The following is a 17283-nucleotide window of genomic DNA, read 5'->3' as shown; positions in this document are numbered from 1 at the left end:
TCGTGGATTGGGAGCTATCCAATGCCGATTTCTGAAAGGGCGCTTCGGAAGTTGCGTTCGCGGTCCGAATATTTTTCGATCACGTCGGGGATGTTCATCGCCGCAATATGATCGCTCACGAATGCGCGCCGGTCGTTGGCGGCGTTGAGATCGCGGGCGTCGATCTTCGGCAGGCCGGAGAAATTCAGCATTTCGCGCATGCGATCATCGACAGCCACCATCAGGCTCGGCACGCCAGCCTGCATGGAAATGACATTGCCGTGGAAACGGCGACCGAAGGAGAAATCCATGGTCGAGCACCAGGCACGCCACTGATTGGTGTCGAGAAAAGCGTGAACGCTGATCTTCTTCTTGAGATCGCCGGAGCCCTTATAGGTGAGCGGGCCGACCAGTTCGCCTGTGGTCGAATCGTAGGCGCGGCCATTGGCGTCTGGCTCAAGCTGCATGTCGAAATGCAAAAGCTCATCCTGCACGACATAGGCCGAACGACCATCATCGGAACTAAGTGCATTCATGTCTCCGATGGTTTCCAGTTCCGCGCCCATATAGCCGGTGAAGACGGTGCGACCCTCGCCCACTTTCACATCCGGCAAGCGGCTGATTGCCTTGCGCATATTGTCGGGACGGAAATAGAGCGACGGACAGCCAACCGGGCGAACATAGGAAAAGCCCTGATCGCGCAGATAACCGGCGGCATTCTCGCCGCGCGTGAGGAAATAATGCTCACGGGATTTCAGGACTTCGAGAAGCTTCTTCGTGCCTGCTGGCAGACCGTCTTCACCTTCAATGTCCGGACGATTCTGAATGCCGATACCGAGCATCACCACCGGCATGTCGAGCTTGGACAGGACGAGTGCTTCAGCATCCGCTGACAGGCCCTTGCGCAACAGATTGGCGCAGGTAAAGACGCAGATGTCGAATTCCTTGTTGATCTCTTCGAGACCAGTCCCGTTATTGATGCAGTTATAAAGATGCCAGAAGGGAACATGTTTTGCAGATGGCAGAAGGGCGGTCATGGCGCCCTCTCCAATCAGATAATTACCCGTGTTGCTGATGTTCTTCAGTTCCTGGATAAAGTTATCCTTGGATTCCGAATCCCGCTGCTTTTCCGAATAATAAACCTGCGCTTTGTCCGCGCGCTGGATGAGGCGGGTCAAATGGCTCGGAATGCCGGTGACGAGAATTCGTGGGTTGGCTGGGCGGCTCATAGGTCGACCTTTCTGGTATGATCAGGCAACTGCGCGGCCGGGGAGAACGGCAATCGCGCTGGCATCATCTGCAACGTCCGGCTGGGAAGACCGGGATTTCGGATAGACAGGGCTGATTTCATTGGCCCAGTCCGTGAAGTCGGAAAACGCAGCGCTCCATGTGCGGTGCGCCGCCGAGGCAAGCGCGCCTTCAGCCGTGCGCATCAAGGCGTCACTGTCCTGCGCAAGAATGGTCAGGATACGCGTCATGTCGGAGACGATCTGCGCATCATTGCCATTGCGGATCAGGATGCCGTCACGGCCATGATTAATGAGCTCGTCAACCGCACCGACCGCTGTTGCAACCGGCACACAGCCAAGCTGTTGCGCTTCCGCGATCATCAATGGCGCGCCCTCCCAACGGGAAGGCATCAGAAGCACATCGGCCCAGGCAAGATGGTTTGCGATGTCCTTGCCGTCGAAGACCGGCGGCGACACGCGAACGCCCGCCTCTTGCAGCTTCGTCATCCAGGATGCGCTCGGATCGTCGGACAGAATCTCTCCACCAATTGCCTGTGCGTCGAAGGAAATGCCCTGCTCTCGCAGCTTCATGATCGCGTCGTGCAGCCGGTCGATGCCCTTCTGGCGGTCAAGGCGGCCCATATAGAGGATGCGCAGAGGTCGGCCTTTTCGGCCTTCCTTGCGGGCTGCTGTCACCTGCGCGCGCTGCTTCGCATCGATTGAGAAGCTGGCGCCATTGGGCACCGAGAACACTTTCTCGAACGGCACGCCAAAACTGTGCAGGTAGATTTTCAGCTGATCCGAACAGGTGAGAAACGCATCATAGGCATGTTCGAAGGCGATGGCCGCATAAGGCTGTCCAGCCTGACGGCGGAAGACCGTTTCGTCCACCACATGGAGATAACAGGCCGTGCGCGTTCCCTCGGATCGAAGCTTGCCCATCAGCGGATGTGCGGCCATGACGTGGTTGTTCACGACCAGATCGAAGCCTGAAAGCTGACCACGGAGAATGCTCCAGTCGAGCGGATGATCCTCGGTGATGAAATCCTGCCCCAGAAAACGGTTCGTATCGCCCCAGGCCGGAATACCATCCTTCCAGAAATGGAGATAATCGAAGGACTGGTCGAACTCGTCCAGCACGTCCATGCGTTCATTGCCGAGGACGAAGAGATGGGTTTCAAAGCCCTGATTCTTCAATTCGCGGCCTGCGGCATAGGCCACCTTTTCCGCGCCGCCAAACGATGCGTTCGGAACCAGAACGGCAGCCGTCTTTTTCTTCGCTGGATTATGGCCGAGCGGCAGGACAGGCCCGCCGCCCAGCTCGTCACGCAGCACCTGATACATGTCCGACAAAGCGGGCAGACGGCGCGGACGCCACGTCCAGCGCATTGCCGCGCTCTGCTTGAGCGGGCTTGTGGCAATCGACGTGACCAGATTGAGCATGGATTGTTCCGGTCGCGACAAAGCGCGACGCTGGCGCACCCGCGGGAATGGAAAGCGCACTTTCATACGCGCCGATGTGGGCCACAATTGCTGCGTGCCGAGCGAGGCGAACCAGTTCAGCGCATCGTTCTCGATAATGTCCCGGATCAGTCGGGTCGAAACGAAAATCAGATCAGCATGCGGCTGTCGCGTACCGGATGGCATGATTTCCGTATCGATCCGCCGCTCGTTTTCGACATTCGTCAGTTCCACGAAAACGATATTGGCCTGCTCAGCGAGCTTCTCCAATCGCGACAGAATGTTCGGGAACAAGCGTGAGCGCGCCAGCAGTTTCAGCGTCTCGGTATTGGATGAGGCGAGGAATGGCGGGAAATGGAAATTATCGGGTTCCGACACACTGCCCCAAAAGGCCCGGATCGCATCATCGAATTTGAGATCGGTCGCACCGAGGCTCGGATCGGTGAAGAAACTGACGGTTCCCTCGCCTGCGCGAATGACGCCATAGCGCGGGCATTCCTCATGCTCGAAACCAACCAGAGTAGGACGACGGAACAGCGCCTTATGTCGCTTGCGCAGGAAATTGATCGAACCGGAACGGTCGCGATTGGCTTCCTTGAAGCGGCTTTCTGCGCGCAGACGATATTCGAAGCCGGTGTCATGGCACGGCGTACCAACAAAGCCTGCCTCAATCGCCGAAAGCCAGAATTCCCAGTCTTCAAATCCGTTCTGGCGGTCATCATCGAAGCGCACACCGCTGCGGAACACATCCGCCGATATCATCGACCCCGTATCGCAGATATTGTCCGTGATGCAGTGGATGAGCCGCGAATAGCTGTCGCCATAATGGGCACGCCAGTTGACCGAAAACGTATCGATATTCGTGTAGACCCAGCCCGCATTCGACGCGAGAAGCTTGCGGTAAAGCGTATCGATGGTGTGCGGCTGCACACGATTGTCGGCATCGACGAAATAGACCGCCTTGACGTCCGGCATCTCGTCGAGAATGTATTCAACAGCGCGATTGCGCGCGCCGCCCGGGCCGGCGTTTTCGCCGAATATCACATGGATATTCGGATGGGCTGCGGAATAAAGCGCCAGACTGTCGAATACCTCGCGGCGCGGATCGCCATCGACCGACACAACAATCTGCGTGCGGAACACGGTCTGTGACGCGAGGATCGATTCCAGTGCCTCAAGCGCCAGCGCCGCATGGCCGTAGAGCGGCATGGCGATGACGATCAAATCCTTCGATCTATCGTACATTCGCGGCCTCTTTCAGCACCTCTTGGGCGGGACTGGCTTCGATGTGCTTGACCAGCCGGAAGTTGAACACTTTCAGCCATGAGAAATCGACGGAATCGCCTGCCGCCTTGCTCAGCACGATGAGGTCCATCGTGCGGTCGATGGGTTCTTCCAGCATGAAATTGATGTCGATGGGACGATTGGGCGCCACTTCCGACCAGCCACTGAACAGCACCTGCGAACGCCGCCGGTCCATGGAAGCCAGCGCACCGATTTCTTCCTGCGCATCCGATGCCAGATTGACGAGCAGCAGACCGACAGCGCAAGCTTGGCCCTCGGGGTGATCGATCACAGCACGGGCCGAAATCCGCACGGTCCCCGGCGCGACCACGCGGCGGATGGCAGCGGCGGTGATCCCCTCTGCAAGCGGGTGGCAACCGATAGCGTCTTCGTGTTCCAGAAAACGTACCGTCGGGAAATCCGGCGTAAGCGGTGTCACCGAAACATTGGTGACATTGCGCAGCAATTCAATCGGCAGACGGTAATCATCCACCTTGCGACCGTTGATCATCGATGTCGGCACGATGGCGTTTGGCAGCGATGCCGGACGCACACCCGGCAGACCGGTGAAAATCCGCAGCGCCAGTGGGCGCATGTCGAGATCGGCATGCGGAATGCGCGCACGCGCGGCATAGCGCTCATTGGCGATCACATTGCCCAGCGAGATTTCTGGCGGCACGCCGCCCGTCGCCGCGATGCGAAGCCGCAACGTTCGATGGCTGCCGTCACAGGCTTTCGGGAGCGAGAAGAAGTTCCACTCCGAATGCAGCGTGCCATAAGGCACCAGCCATTCGGCGATACCCTCGCCGTTTTCGAGATAGTCCAGGGTGACGATCAGCTGACCGTTACGGTTGGCGGGCAGATCGCGGAAATGCAGCGCAAAGCCCGACACGGCATAGCTCGACACCGGGAAAAGCTGTTCGATTTCAGATTCGCGCAGCAGGCGCGCAAAGCCTTCGTCCTTGGGATCGACCAAAGGCGCGTGGCTGAATATCTCGGTGGAAGAATCCCAGTTGCGCGCATGAAAGGCGTCTTCGATAGCGCGATAGTTCTCGAACATCGTTTCGCGCTCACGTCGCAGCATGGCAAGTTCTGCATGCACCTTGCTGACATGCCCGACAAGGCGGTCCAGACTGCTTTCCAGCAGCTGGGTCACCAGCATGGGCACGGTTTCAGGCCCTGCCTCATCGACGCGCACAACCGGCACTTCCGGTATGGTGCGCATGCGATAAAGCTGCTGCAGTATAGCGTTCAGTTCGTGGGCGCCTTCATCGGAAGCGGCAACCGCGATGAGTGGAAATGTATTCGCCAGACGCAGACGCTTGCCGTCGCCTTCGACGAAAGCAGTCACGTCGCCCAGAGAAGTCGCCTCCAGCGCTTCACGATCACGCATCGAAGCAATGGCATAGCGGCGGTTCTTCCGCCCCGAGATCGCAGGAAGTGGTGTGCTCAACATAGTCGTCCATTGTCTGATGGCCGATTGGGAGGTTCGGCTTACAAGTACAATGAGAAAATACAGACAATGTATTGTCAACAGGGATATAGCATCAACTATATGATAATATTGCGAATAATTGGAAGCGGTTTAATTCAAAATTTGAAACAATATGCATCTATATTCATTATACGTCGTAAATACGCAGAATTGCGGGCTATTATATTATAAAACAAACCCTTGAATGCCCGATTGTCGCCACATACTGCTCATCGAACATTCAATACTGCGTCGATCAACGTTTTTTGCTGACGTAAACATTCCGACAACCGAAAGCGATTTTCGACGGTTCTGCGTGCCGCCGCGCGCATTTGAAGGCAAGCATCGGGGTGGGCTAGGATATCCAGCACTGTTTGAGCCAGCACATCCGTGTCATAAAATGGAACAAGCAGACCATTTTGACCGGCACGGATCACCTCGCGCACCGGCGGCGTGTCGGACCCGATGATGAGGGCGCCGCACGCCATGGCCTCGATCACCGACCAGGACAGCACGAACGGATAGGTCAGATAAATATGCGCTGTCGATATCTGGTAGAGCTTGCGCAAATCTGCATGGGGGATGGCCCCCAGAAACACCACCCTGTCGGGCGGCAAGTCGTGATTGCACACCAGATGTTCGCGCCATGATCCTCCACCCGGCGGCGGCGTTCCATAGCTGACCCCGTCTCCGCCGACGAAGACGAAGATGGCGTCCTTGTTCTGGCGAATGACTTTCGCCGCGGCCTCCAGCGCCTGCGGGAAGCCCCGATAGGGTTCGAGATCGCGCGACACGAAGGTGATGACGCGCGATTCTCCGGCCTTCAAAACGCGACCGTCGGTTAGCTGCAAAGATGCATGGCGGTCGGGATAGAAAACCTTGGTATCGACGCCCTCATGCACGACGGCGATGCGATTTTGCACAGCCTTCGGATATAAGCTCTTCTGCCAGTGTGTCGGGCTGAAACCGCCATCCATGCTTTCAAGCGTGACGAGCTGCGCCATATTTCTAAGCCGCAGCCGCTTCCGCATCTCCACATCAGGCTTGTCGTCGGGCGCAAAGCCGACATCCGCACCATGCGCCCGATAGAAAAATTCGCAATAGCCAAGCGCCGGCGTCGAGGGCAGCACGTCCTTGACGAACATCATGCTGCCCCAGCCGATATGACCGATGACTATGTCCGGCGGTTGACCGTGTCGCGCCATCGCTTCAAGCGTTTCGGCGACACGGTAACCGATCCGGGTATGATGATCCGGAACCTCGAGATATCTGGCCATCGCACCATCGGTGCGAGGACCAGATTCAACTCTGTGGCGAATGACGCGGACCGCAGGGAGGCGACGGTCCACCGTTTCGCAAATCAGGCTTACATCATGTCCGCTCTCGGCCAGATGTCCGGCGAAAGCAGCGAACTGACCAAATCCACGTCTGTGCACAAAAGCTATATGCATGTCACAAAACGTGTACGATTTTTGGTCGTTTTTCGTCGATCAACATCAAATGCCATACCGTGCGGCGTTGCCCCACAGCAATTCCAGCCTGTGTAAAGTCTGGTATGCGATTTCGAGATTTCTAAGATCATCGTCATCGCGAGCAAGGATATGATGATAGTCCCTGCTGGCGTTTCTCAGGTTCATGCAAAGGCGTTCGCCCTTGTCTGTCAGACGAATGCGCGCCGACCTTTTGTCTCGCTGGGAGGCGACACGATCGACATAACCACCATCGGTAAGCTGCTTTAAATAATAGGAAATGTTGGACCCGACATAATGCCCGCGATCCAGTAGTTCACCCACAGTGAGTTCAACATCGCCGATCGCCATCAGAACAAGCGTCTGTGCCGGGCCAATGTCCTCTACCCCCAGCTTGGTAAGCTCCGTCTTCAGAAGGCTCACAAAGCGGCGGTTCACTCTTTCAATCATCCGGGCCAGTTCGAAATGTGTAATAACGACTGTATGCACCGGATTTCTGCGTTCCTGTTTCTCGGCGGTTACTTCAGGAAAATCGACGGCTGAGTATCCGTCAATTGATGTTTCGACTTCCACTCCCTCGTGCAGAAGTTTTTGCATCTCTTACTCTCCATTTTCAATTTTACTTCAAATTTTGAAGAAATTTTCAATTAGATTTTCTTGTCTCCTTTCGCATTTCCCCGCCGTAATAACTTTTTTCCGTCACATTCTGAGCGGTATTACTTGAATAATACTGATAGAAGGGTGACTCTCTTTAGGGATATCCACGACCTGTGACCATACCAAGGCAGACCGCGTATGAACGATACTGGCCAAAAGAACCCAAATGGCAAGAGCTCCGTCGGCAAAAAAGCCACCGATGAAGTGGGGATTTCGCCGAAAAGCCTAATTTACCGGGCCCGGCGCGTGTTCCTGTCAGGGCTGCTTTATGCGGTGCTTTTAAGTGCCTGTATCAATTTGCTACAACTCACCGTACCGCTCTACATGTTGCAGGTTCATGACCGCGTCCTGAACAGCCGCAGTCTCGATACACTGACCATGCTGACGATTCTCGCGGTCGGCGCGATGATCGTATTCGGCGTTCTGGAGTTTATCCGGGCGTTGTCGTTTCAGGCCATGGGCACCGCGCTTGTGCGCCGTCTCAACCTGGCCGTGTTGACCGCCGCCGTTCAGGCCTCGGTCGATCAGGGGCTGCCGAAAGCGACGCAGACCCTGCGCGACCTGACCGAATTGCGTGGCTTCCTGACCTCGCCCGCCATCAATGCCCCGCTCGACGCGGCATGGTCGCCGATCTTCCTCGGCGTCCTGTTTCTGCTCCATCCGATGCTCGGCGTGATCGGCGTGATAGCGGTCGTCATTCTGGTTGCCTGCGGTCTGTTGACCGATCTCCTGACGCGTAATCTCATTCAGGAGGCCAATCAGGCCAATATCGAAGCCGTGACGAAAATCGGTAGCAGCCTGCGCCACGCGGAAGTCATCGAGGCTATGGGCATGCTGCCTGCTCTCGCCCGTCGCTGGCGCACTGTGCAGATGCAGGCGCTCGAAGTGCTCGACCTCGGCGGCACCCGCGTGAAAGCCCTGTCGTCTATTGCACGTACAGCGCGCTTCATCATCCAGATTGCTTCGCTCGGCATCGGTACGCTGCTTGCCATGCAGCAGGAAATCACCCCCGGCGCGATGATCGCGACCAGCATCATCATCGGTCGCCTGCTGATGCCTTTCGACCGCATCGTTGAGAACTGGCGTCAGTGGGTCAGCGCCATAGCAAGCTGGAAGCGCGTTCAGTCGCTCCTGTCTGAAAACCTCGCCGTGCGCCAGACCATGCCGACGCCGCGCCCCAATGGCGATCTGGTGATCGACAAGCTGATTTATGCCGCGCCCGGCGTTGAAGTTCCGATCATCAAGGGCATCTCCTTTTCAATTTCGCCCGGTGAAGTGCTGGGCGTCGTCGGCCCCTCGGCTGCAGGTAAATCCACACTTGCGCGCCTGCTGATCGGCATCGTTAAACCCACCTCGGGCGGTGTCTTCCTCGACGGCAACAATGTCTATCTTTGGGAGCGCGGTTCGTTCGGCGAGATCGCCGGTTACCTGCCGCAGTCGGTTTCGCTTTTGGACGGCACAATCAAGGACAACATTGCGCGCATGGGCGACAGCGATCCACATCGTGTGCTGGAAGCCGCCCGTCTTGCCGATGTGCACGAGATGATCGGGCGCATGCCGCTCGGCTACGACACGCCGGTCGGTGATGGGCGGCTGACGCTTTCGGGCGGCCAGCGCCAGCGCATCGGCCTTGCGCGCTGCCTCTATAATCGCCCGCGTCTGATCGTGCTTGATGAACCCAATTCCAATCTCGACGCCATCGGCGAACGCGCCCTGATGCGCGCCATCGAACATGCGCGCGACGACGGTGCCATTGTCATCATGATCGCCCATCGCCCGACCATCATGCAGGTTGCCGACAAGCTGCTGGTGCTGGAAAACGGCCGTATCACCCAGTTCGGCCCGCGCACCGACGTTGTGGCGTCGCTGACGCCCGGCAACAATAATCCGCAGGCAGGAGCCGTAAACTCATGACCGGAAAATCCGTCATTCCGCGCCGTGTTTCGAATTTGCTCGCGCCGCGTGCAGAATCGTCAGACCACACGGCACTTACCCGCTTCGGCAGCGTCAAACCCGAATGGGCCTATGATCTGGAACGCGAGGACAACCAGTCTCCGCTGCGCCGCCTGATCATCGCGGGCCTCGCCACTATCGGCGTCGCTTTTGGCGGCTTCTTCGCCTGGGCCTATTCTGCCGAGCTCGGCAGTGCCGCTGTCGCCAACGGAACCGTCATCGTCGATTCCAAGCGCAAGACGATCAGCCATCTGGAAGGTGGCATTCTCGACCGGTTGCTGGTGCAGGAAGGCGATCTGGTCAAGGCTGGCCAACCACTGCTTCGTCTCGATGCCACCAAGGCCCGCTCACAGCTGAAATCGCTGGAAAGCCGTCGGATCGGCCTCATCGCCAAACTGGCGCGCCTGCGGGCCGAGCAGGCCGGTGAAACCGAAATCACCTTCCCCGATAAATTCGCGGAAGGTGGCGAGAACGCAGAAAATGCCATGCGCGCCGAGCAGATCTTCTTCGAAAAGCGGAAGACCCAGAAGCGTAGCAAGATCGATATTCAGCAGAAAACCATCGAGCAATATACCGAACAGGCCAAGGCATCGACGGCGCAGATCGCCGCCACCGACCGCCAGATCGCGTTGATCGAAGAGCAACGCAAGGCAATCGCCAGCCTGGTCGAAAAAGGCTTTGCGCAGAAATCCAAGCTGACCGAAATCGAGACCCGGTTGAGCCAGCTTGCGGGCGACCGGGGTGAATATACCGGCGACAAGGCCAAAGCCGAACAAGCCAAGGCAGGCGCAGAATTCGCCCTTTCCGGCATTGAAAGCGACCTGCAATCGGAGATTGCCGGTGAAATCACGACCAGTCAGGTCGAACTTTCTGACGCGGAAGAGCAGATCATCGCGGCGAAAGACGTGATGCGTCGCGTTGAGGTGCTCGCCCCGCAGGACGGCATCGTCGCCAATATTCGCCTGCGCACACCGGGCGGGGTCATCTCTCCCGCCGAAGCGATCATGGATATCGTTCCTGAAAATGAACCGCTTCTGGTGGAAATGAAAGTCAGCCCCAACGATATCGACAGCGTTGCGGTGGGTTCAAAGGCGCAGATCAAGCTGACTGCCTATAATCAGCGGTCCATGGCGCCCTTCGATGGCAAACTGACCTATATCGCCGCCGACCAGACGATCGACGACAAAACCAACACGGCCTATTTCGTGGCCCGCGCTGAGATTAATCCGGATTCTTTGTCCGCCAATCCGACAGCCCGTATGTATCCGGGCATGCCCGCCGAAGTCATCATCGTGCACAAGGAACGCCGCGCAATCGACTATATTGTTTCGCCGATCACCGACAGTCTGAACCGCGCATTCCGCGAGGATTAAGGTCGAAACTGCGCGTTCTTACCCGGACATTTAGAAAATGCGTTCTACAGTATAGTTTGAATTAAGTACGCAATTTCAAATTCTATCGCCGCCGCGCATTGGAAACGATGCGCGGCGGCATCGTTTTGAAAAACAGGCATTTTCTTGACAATTCCGTGACGTTTCAAATTTTGAAGCAATTTGCGCTTAAATATAATCCAAATACAAATTATATTTGATACAAAAGTAATTTTAAAAGAAGTTCACAATTCTGGAATATAAATTTTCCGTAATAAATTGTTACACGGCATTTCTATAATTATACCATTTTCCGATGTTGTATTTATCAAAGATACGTATCAGACTACTACGAGCATAATGGTCGGAGCATTCCGGCTTGTGAAACCCAACGGAACACAAGGAGAAGCAGATGGCCACTCTAGAAGGCGGCGCCTACGACGACGTGTTGTTCGGCTCCCGCTTTGACGATTTCATCCGTGCCCATGGCGGTGATGATCTCGTTTTCGGAGGGGATGGCAATGACACCATCTTCGGTGGGAATGGCAGCGACATTCTTTTCGGCGGTACGGGGAACGACACCCTATTCGGCGAGAATGGCAATGACATTCTTTACGGCAATGAAGGAAACGATGTCCTGAGCGGCGGCAATGGCAGCGACGTGCTGTTTGGCGGCAATGGAGATGACATTCTCCAGGGCGGCAACGGCAGTGACCTGCTCTATGGCGGCGCGCACAACGATATCCTGTATGGCGGCAACGGCAACGACATCCTTGATGGCGGCGCCGGAAACGACATCCTTATCGGGGGCAACGGGAGCGACACGTTCCTGTTCAATGGTGGCGGCGGAAACGACGTCATTCTCGACTTCAATCCTGGCGAGGACATCCTTCAGATTCAGAAGGGTATCAATGGCCTCGACATTTCGTCCGCGGACGATCTTGCCGATCGCGTCACGCAGGTTGGTGGCAATGTCGTTGTCGATCTCGGCAATGGCGACAGCGTTACCCTCGTGAACACCAGTGCCGACGACGTACAGTCGCATCCCGACCAGTACTTCACCGTTCACTGATTGAACCAATGATGGCGTGCCCGGCAGCCTCCCGCCGGGCACGTTTTCTTTTGAAGCGAATTCCGAAAAGTGACTGCCAGTTTTCGGATCAGAATGCGGGCTTGTTGTTGAATTCCTGCATCCGACAAGAATGAAAGGGTATTCGCATTGAACCTCGACCATTCGGCGGAATTTGCAAGCGGCATCGGGGCAAGCGATATCGGCTCGCGCGACCTCCGGGAAAGCAAACCCGAAAACCTTTCGATTTGCCGTCTTTGCGCCGATATTGCAGTGATTGCCTGGGATATTCCAAGCCCGGCACGCCAGTCGACCAAATGCGCGCTCGAAATGCCTGTTCAGCCGGTGCCTCTGCTGAGCGTCGGCATTCCGCTGGAAAGCGGCGGCACGCGTATGTTCTGGGCCATGCGCACCGGCAGCGAGCCGGTCGAGTTTGCGCTTTCTGCGGGTTCCCTCGGCCCCACTGTTCAGACCGTTCTCTACCCCGCCAACGAACTTGCATCCTTTGATAGCGAGCGCATCCTGTCGGACCTGACGCTGCCCGGGCATATCAAGCTGCTCTCGACCATTCTCTCCACGTGGCGCAGCGCGTTTCGCCTGTCGCGCAATCAGACTTTTGCAGCCCTCGTCCGTGACATCACGCTGGCGCTGACCCCGGAACCGCGCGATATCCAGAACTGTGGCCAGCCGGTTGCGGGGCATCATCTACTGGAAACCGCCGTTGACCCGATGCTGGGCGAAATTTCTGCCATCTATGGCGTCAGTAATGGAAGCGTCATCGTCATCCCGCCGCGCTTCACGGTCGGACAGCAATCACGCAAGGCGTGGCAACCCTGCCATCTTCTGGTCGAATCGCCACAGGATCTGCCATCATCCTTTCTGTTCGTCCTAACAGGACAAAAAGGTGTTGCGATCCGCAAACTCGCCGATGGCCCGTCAGAGCCGATGGATTTCGGCAAATGGTGGTCCAAATGGCAAGGCAATGCCGATCTGCGCGAATTTCTGGTTGGCGAACTCGCCAAACTCGGCACAAGCGGCCCTGCGGTCGCCATCGATCTGCAAAGCCGTTCGCCTCTTCCGGTGCGCCAGATCACGCAATCCGCAAGCCATAACCCGGCAGCGGAAATCGATCTCGCGCTTGCACTGGATAACGGGCTGATCGTTGGCGGGTGGTATCACGATCCCTCCGCCATGCTGGGCGATATCGAATATCTGCCGGCCAATGGCAGTGCGATTTCGCTGAAAGCCCATTTCCACAAATTCCCCGGCAAGATCGCCAAGCGTGAAGATGCCCCGCAGGCCGATGTGACGGGTTTCGTCGCGTGGCTGCCTGCGGCCAAGCACCTTGGCCCACTTCTGCAACCGCGTTTCCAGATGCGGCTTACATCCGGTGCAACCGCGCCGCTTGTTCCTGCCCCGCAGCCATTCGAACCGGCGGAGCAGCGCAAGCGCATCTTGCGCGCCGTGCCGCCGCAACATGCCCGCCCGAAGGTGTTCGAGACCATTCTCGCCCCGGCCTTGACCGAAGTGGAAAAGAAGCTCGGCGCAACCGTGCGCATTTCGGAGGTCAAGGATTTCGGCACGATACCCGCCAATCCGGTCGCCTCAATCGTCATTCCGCTTTATCGCAATCTCGATTTTCTGCGCTTCCAGTTTTCGGCCATGGCGACCGATCCATGGATCGTCCGCAATGCCGAACTGATTTTCGTTCTCGATTCGCCGGAAATACACGACGACACCGAGCATATGCTGGGCGGCCTGCATATATTGCACGATCTGCCGTTTCGCCTTGTCATCATGAACCGCAATGGCGGTTATGCCCGCGCCTGCAATGCCGGTGCAAGCGTAGCAACGGGCACCGCCATTGTGATGCTGAATTCTGATGTCGTGCCGGAAAAGCACGGCTGGCTGCAACAGCTTCTGCAACCGCTCTTCGATAACAAGCGGCTTGGAGCTATCGGCCCTCGCCTGCTGTTCGAAGACGGCTCGCTCCAGCATGCGGGCCTCTATTTCGCTCGTGACCGCCACGGCGTCTGGCTCAACCATCATTATTACAAGGGCATGCCCGGCAGCTATGCTCCTGCCCTTGTGGGACGCGATGTGCCCGGCGTTACTGGTGCCTGCCTTATAACCCGCAAGGATATCTTGGATCTCGTCGGCGGATATACTGAAGACTATGTGATCGGCGACTATGAAGACAGCGATCTTTGCCTGAAAATCCGCCAGCTCGGCTTTCAGGTCTACTACGACCCTGCCGTGGCGCTCTACCATTTCGAGCGGCGCTCGATCCGCCGCAGCGCCGATTATATGCGTGGTCTCGCCAGCCAATATAATTCCTGGCTGCATACCCAGCGCTGGGATGAAGACATCACCGACCTGATGGCTCCGCCTGAAGACGAAGCGCAGACCGCGCCGTCGGCCAATGTGATCGATGCCAAATATGAAAGGAGCGTCGCTTGACCGACGTGGTAGCGCTGAAACAGCCTGAAACCAAACTTCCAATCCCCGAAGAACAGATCGGCTGGCTGACACGCGCCGTCTTGAAGAACCGCTTCCTGCCCTCTCCCGACCCCAACAGCGTGTTTGTCGGCGACGGCGATTTCCGGGCTGTCGGTGCCGAGTTTCTCGGACATTTCATCCGCAAAGGTGGCCTCAGGCCCGACGCGCGCGTTCTCGATATCGGTTCGGGCATCGGGCGCATGGCGGTGCCACTGACGCAATATCTCGACCCAGCCAAAGGTCGTTATGCGGGCATCGACCCGGTTGCGGGCGGGACAAGCTGGTGTCGCCAGCATATCAGCGCGCTTTATCCGAACTTTCAGTTCCAACATATCGACATTGCCCATGCGCTCTATAATCCGCGTGGCGCTGTCGATGGCCTTCACCTCGTTCTGCCGTTTCCCGACAAGAGCGTCGATTTCGTCATCATGACATCGGTGGTGACACATCTCGACGCTGACGAAGTCAAAGTCTATCTGCGGGAGATCGCGCGCGTGCTGGCGCCCGGCGGCAAATTGTTCATGACGGCGTTTGTCGTGGATGATATTGCCGCGCGCGATCGCCATGGCAAACGCGATCCGCGCCTCAGTTTCGAACGCAGCGGTGCGGGGCCCTGCTGGTATGTGCCGGAACTTCCGCCGCTTGCCGCCGTCGGCTTTGAGAACGGCTTTATGGATCGCGCCCTTGCAGGTGTCGGCCTGTCGCTGGAACTGAAATCCTTCGGTCACTGGCGCGGGATCGCATCCGACCATTATCAGGACCTCTTCATCGCAACACGCGGAGGCGCTGCCTGATGGCCGAACGCATGCTCGTTGCTGCCCATAATCACCCCTCGCTGCATCCCGGCGGGACGGAAATCTTCGCGCATGACCTGTTCCGCGCCTATCAGCGCGCCGGTTGCGAAGCATTGTTTCTGGGAGCCACCAACAAGATTCACCGTCAGGAACGCCCGGGAACCAGCTTTCAGAGCATAGGTAACGGCGGCGATGAAATCCTGCTCTGGTCGGGTCATTTTGACCGTTTCAACCTGAGCCAGGTCGATCTCTACGGCATCGTGCCGGACATTGTGGAACTGCTGAAGGATTTTCGCCCGGATGTGGTGCATCTTCACCATCTGTTGCTGCTGGGCGCAGAATTTCCGCATATCGTCCGCCGCACATTGCCGGATTGCCGTATCGTCCTGACATTGCACGACTATTACCCGATCTGTCACCATGACGGGCTGATGGTGCGTACGACCGGCAAGGAACTCTGCTACGGCGCCAGCCCGGATCGCTGTCATGCCTGTTTCAAGGACATAGCGCTCGACAAATTCGTACTGCGCGAGCGCCATATCAAATCATTGTTGAGCGCTGTCGACGCCTTCGTGTCTCCCAGCGAATTCCTGAAACAGCGTTATGTTGACTGGGGCCTGTCGGAAGAGCTGATCAGCGTCATTCCCAACGGCCAGCCGGAGCGCCCTGCTATCGACACCCCGCGCCGCGCAAGAACCAAGCCTGTCTTCGGCTATTTCGGCAATCTGAACCCATGGAAGGGCGCGACGGTTCTGCTCCGGGCAGCGCAGCAACTCATCAATGAAGGTTTCGATTTCGAATTGCGCGTGCATGGTGCGGCACCCTTTCAAAGCGAGAGCTTTGTCAGCGAGATCGACCAGCTTTTCTCTGACACGGCCCCCTTCGTGCAACGGCGTGGCGCCTATCGGCGTGAAGATATCGCGCAGCTTATCCGCACCGTCGATTGCGCCATCATGCCGTCGATCTGGTGGGAAAATGCGCCCCTCGTCATTCAGGAAGCGCAGGGACAGGATTGCCCGGTCATCTGCTCCAATATCGGCGGCATGGCTGAAATGATTACGGACGGCGTGAACGGACTGACCGTTCCGCCCAATGATCCGCAGGCGCTGGCGGAAGCCATGCGTCGTATGGCGGAAAACCCGGAGCTGCGTCAGTCGCTGAGCCGCAATGCACGCCATCCGGACACTATCGACACGACGGCATCGCGCTATCTCGATCTGATCGGAACACTGCGAACGACCCGTGTCGAGGCAGCATAAGAGGTACACTATGAACATCGCGACCAAAGTTCCAGCCGAAGGGGCAGCAAATCCGGCAGCAGCACAGACTGCATCTGCCGCACCTCAGAGGACAGAAGCCATGAAAGGACGCGTTGACGCCATCGAGGAAGGCCGCCTTTACGGCTGGGCGTTTGATCCCGGAGCGCCCACGGAACGGCTTTTGATCCGCGTTCTTCTTGATGACAAACCCATCGCGGAAGCACCGGCGGACAAGGAACGTCCCGACCTGAAGCGCAACGGCATCGGCGACGGCCTGCATGCTTTCGAAGTGATGCTGCCGCAATTCGCGGCTGCCCGCGCCGGTGAACTTGTTGTCGTCGCAGCCAATGCGGCAGGCAATGAGCAGAAACTGCGTGTGCCGAAGCCCGACGAACAGGCCGCCGAAGCGCTAATTGCAGCGCCGATGACGCGCATTCTCGACAAGCTCGACATGCTGATGGCCGCGCAACGCCAATTGCAGGTCAACCAGCGTTCACTGCAACGCGTAGCCCCGGTGCTCGATAGTTCGGGCAACGCTGCGCCTGCCGAAATGGCGGACATAGCCACATCCGTCGACGGATTGCGCACCGATCTGCATCAACGCATGACCGAGCTCGACGTGCACATCATGCGCATGGATGGTGTGGTCGCTGGGCTCGAAAAGCGCATTGACGACGTGCGCAAACGCGCCGGTGGCGACGTGAAGCTGCTATTCATGCTGATGTATGTGATGGCGGGCTTCGTCGCGGGTGCTATCCTGACGCTTTTCGTGATGCGCTGAGGGGA

Annotated in this window: 12 protein-coding genes; 7 read left to right on the top strand and 5 right to left on the bottom strand. The window is 57.5% G+C overall.

What is annotated here, in order from left to right:
- Positions 1-14: 14 nt before the first annotated feature.
- From D8666_RS16730 to D8666_RS16710, 5 genes are all read right to left on the bottom strand, one after another.
- Positions 15-1208, bottom strand: coding sequence for a polysaccharide pyruvyl transferase family protein (locus tag D8666_RS16730; protein ID WP_109367441.1), 1194 nt, complete (start codon positions 1206-1208; stop codon positions 15-17).
- 21 nt (positions 1209-1229) lie between these two features.
- Positions 1230-3914 (bottom strand): glycosyltransferase, encoded by a 2685-nt coding sequence (locus D8666_RS16725; protein ID WP_121538819.1) that lies wholly within the window; start codon positions 3912-3914, stop codon positions 1230-1232.
- Positions 3904-5409, bottom strand: a complete 1506-nt coding sequence (locus D8666_RS16720) for a DUF6212 domain-containing protein (protein ID WP_109367443.1) — start codon at positions 5407-5409, stop codon at positions 3904-3906. The genes D8666_RS16725 and D8666_RS16720 overlap by 11 nt, the downstream gene beginning before the upstream one ends.
- A 248-nt stretch (positions 5410-5657) precedes the next feature.
- Positions 5658-6878 carry a glycosyltransferase family 4 protein gene (locus tag D8666_RS16715; RefSeq protein WP_109367444.1) on the bottom strand — a complete coding sequence of 407 codons (1221 nt, stop codon included), beginning with the start codon at positions 6876-6878 and terminating at the stop codon, positions 5658-5660.
- A gap of 45 nt (positions 6879-6923) precedes the next feature.
- A complete protein-coding gene (locus D8666_RS16710) occupies positions 6924-7493 on the bottom strand; it encodes a MarR family winged helix-turn-helix transcriptional regulator (protein ID WP_109367445.1) in 570 nt (189 codons plus the stop codon).
- A 198-nt stretch (positions 7494-7691) separates the two neighbouring features.
- Between D8666_RS16710 and D8666_RS16705 the strand changes: the two genes are divergently transcribed.
- The 7 genes from D8666_RS16705 (at position 7692) to D8666_RS16675 (ending at position 17278) form a co-directional block, all read left to right on the top strand.
- Positions 7692-9467, top strand: a complete 1776-nt coding sequence (locus D8666_RS16705; RefSeq protein ID WP_109367446.1) for a type I secretion system permease/ATPase — start codon at positions 7692-7694, stop codon at positions 9465-9467.
- On the top strand, positions 9464-10879 hold the full coding sequence (locus tag D8666_RS16700) for an HlyD family type I secretion periplasmic adaptor subunit (protein ID WP_109367447.1): 1416 nt from the start codon (positions 9464-9466) through the stop codon (positions 10877-10879). The genes D8666_RS16705 and D8666_RS16700 overlap by 4 nt, the downstream gene beginning before the upstream one ends.
- 409 nt (positions 10880-11288) lie before the next feature.
- Positions 11289-11948 (top strand): calcium-binding protein, encoded by a 660-nt coding sequence (locus D8666_RS16695; protein WP_109367448.1) that lies wholly within the window; start codon positions 11289-11291, stop codon positions 11946-11948.
- Positions 11949-12095: 147 nt separating this feature from the next.
- The gene (locus D8666_RS16690; protein ID WP_235858988.1) at positions 12096-14405 is read left to right on the top strand and encodes a glycosyltransferase family 2 protein; all 2310 of its coding nucleotides are present in this window, start codon (positions 12096-12098) and stop codon (positions 14403-14405) included.
- Positions 14402-15238 (top strand): class I SAM-dependent methyltransferase, encoded by an 837-nt coding sequence (locus tag D8666_RS16685; RefSeq protein ID WP_109367449.1) that lies wholly within the window; start codon positions 14402-14404, stop codon positions 15236-15238. The genes D8666_RS16690 and D8666_RS16685 overlap by 4 nt, the downstream gene beginning before the upstream one ends.
- Entirely contained in the window at positions 15238-16497 is a 1260-nt protein-coding gene (locus tag D8666_RS16680) for a glycosyltransferase family 4 protein (protein ID WP_109367450.1), read from the top strand. The genes D8666_RS16685 and D8666_RS16680 overlap by 1 nt, the downstream gene beginning before the upstream one ends.
- Positions 16498-16507: 10 nt before the next feature.
- A complete protein-coding gene (locus tag D8666_RS16675; protein WP_109367451.1) occupies positions 16508-17278 on the top strand; it encodes a hypothetical protein in 771 nt (256 codons plus the stop codon).
- Positions 17279-17283: the final 5 nt, after the last annotated feature.

Origin of the sequence: Ochrobactrum soli, from assembly GCF_003664555.1 — a bacterium.
In the GTDB taxonomy this organism is placed as follows: Bacteria; Pseudomonadota; Alphaproteobacteria; order Rhizobiales; family Rhizobiaceae; genus Brucella; species Brucella teleogrylli.
This window is presented reverse-complemented; position numbering and strand designations above follow the sequence as displayed.

Bases quoted from the DNA above. Each gene is read 5' to 3' on its own strand.
- D8666_RS16715 (WP_109367444.1), bottom strand. From the start codon at position 6,878: ATGCATATAGCTTTTGTGCACAGACGTGGATTTGGTCAGTTCGCTGCT.
- D8666_RS16725 (WP_121538819.1), bottom strand. From the start codon at position 3,914: ATGTACGATAGATCGAAGGATTTGATCGTCATCGCCATGCCGCTCTAC.
- D8666_RS16720 (WP_109367443.1), bottom strand. From the start codon at position 5,409: ATGTTGAGCACACCACTTCCTGCGATCTCGGGGCGGAAGAACCGCCGC.
- D8666_RS16695 (WP_109367448.1), top strand. From the start codon at position 11,289: ATGGCCACTCTAGAAGGCGGCGCCTACGACGACGTGTTGTTCGGCTCC.
- D8666_RS16700 (WP_109367447.1), top strand. From the start codon at position 9,464: ATGACCGGAAAATCCGTCATTCCGCGCCGTGTTTCGAATTTGCTCGCG.
- D8666_RS16705 (WP_109367446.1), top strand. From the start codon at position 7,692: ATGAACGATACTGGCCAAAAGAACCCAAATGGCAAGAGCTCCGTCGGC.
- D8666_RS16675 (WP_109367451.1), top strand. From the start codon at position 16,508: ATGAACATCGCGACCAAAGTTCCAGCCGAAGGGGCAGCAAATCCGGCA.
- D8666_RS16710 (WP_109367445.1), bottom strand. From the start codon at position 7,493: ATGCAAAAACTTCTGCACGAGGGAGTGGAAGTCGAAACATCAATTGAC.
- D8666_RS16730 (WP_109367441.1), bottom strand. From the start codon at position 1,208: ATGAGCCGCCCAGCCAACCCACGAATTCTCGTCACCGGCATTCCGAGC.
- D8666_RS16680 (WP_109367450.1), top strand. From the start codon at position 15,238: ATGGCCGAACGCATGCTCGTTGCTGCCCATAATCACCCCTCGCTGCAT.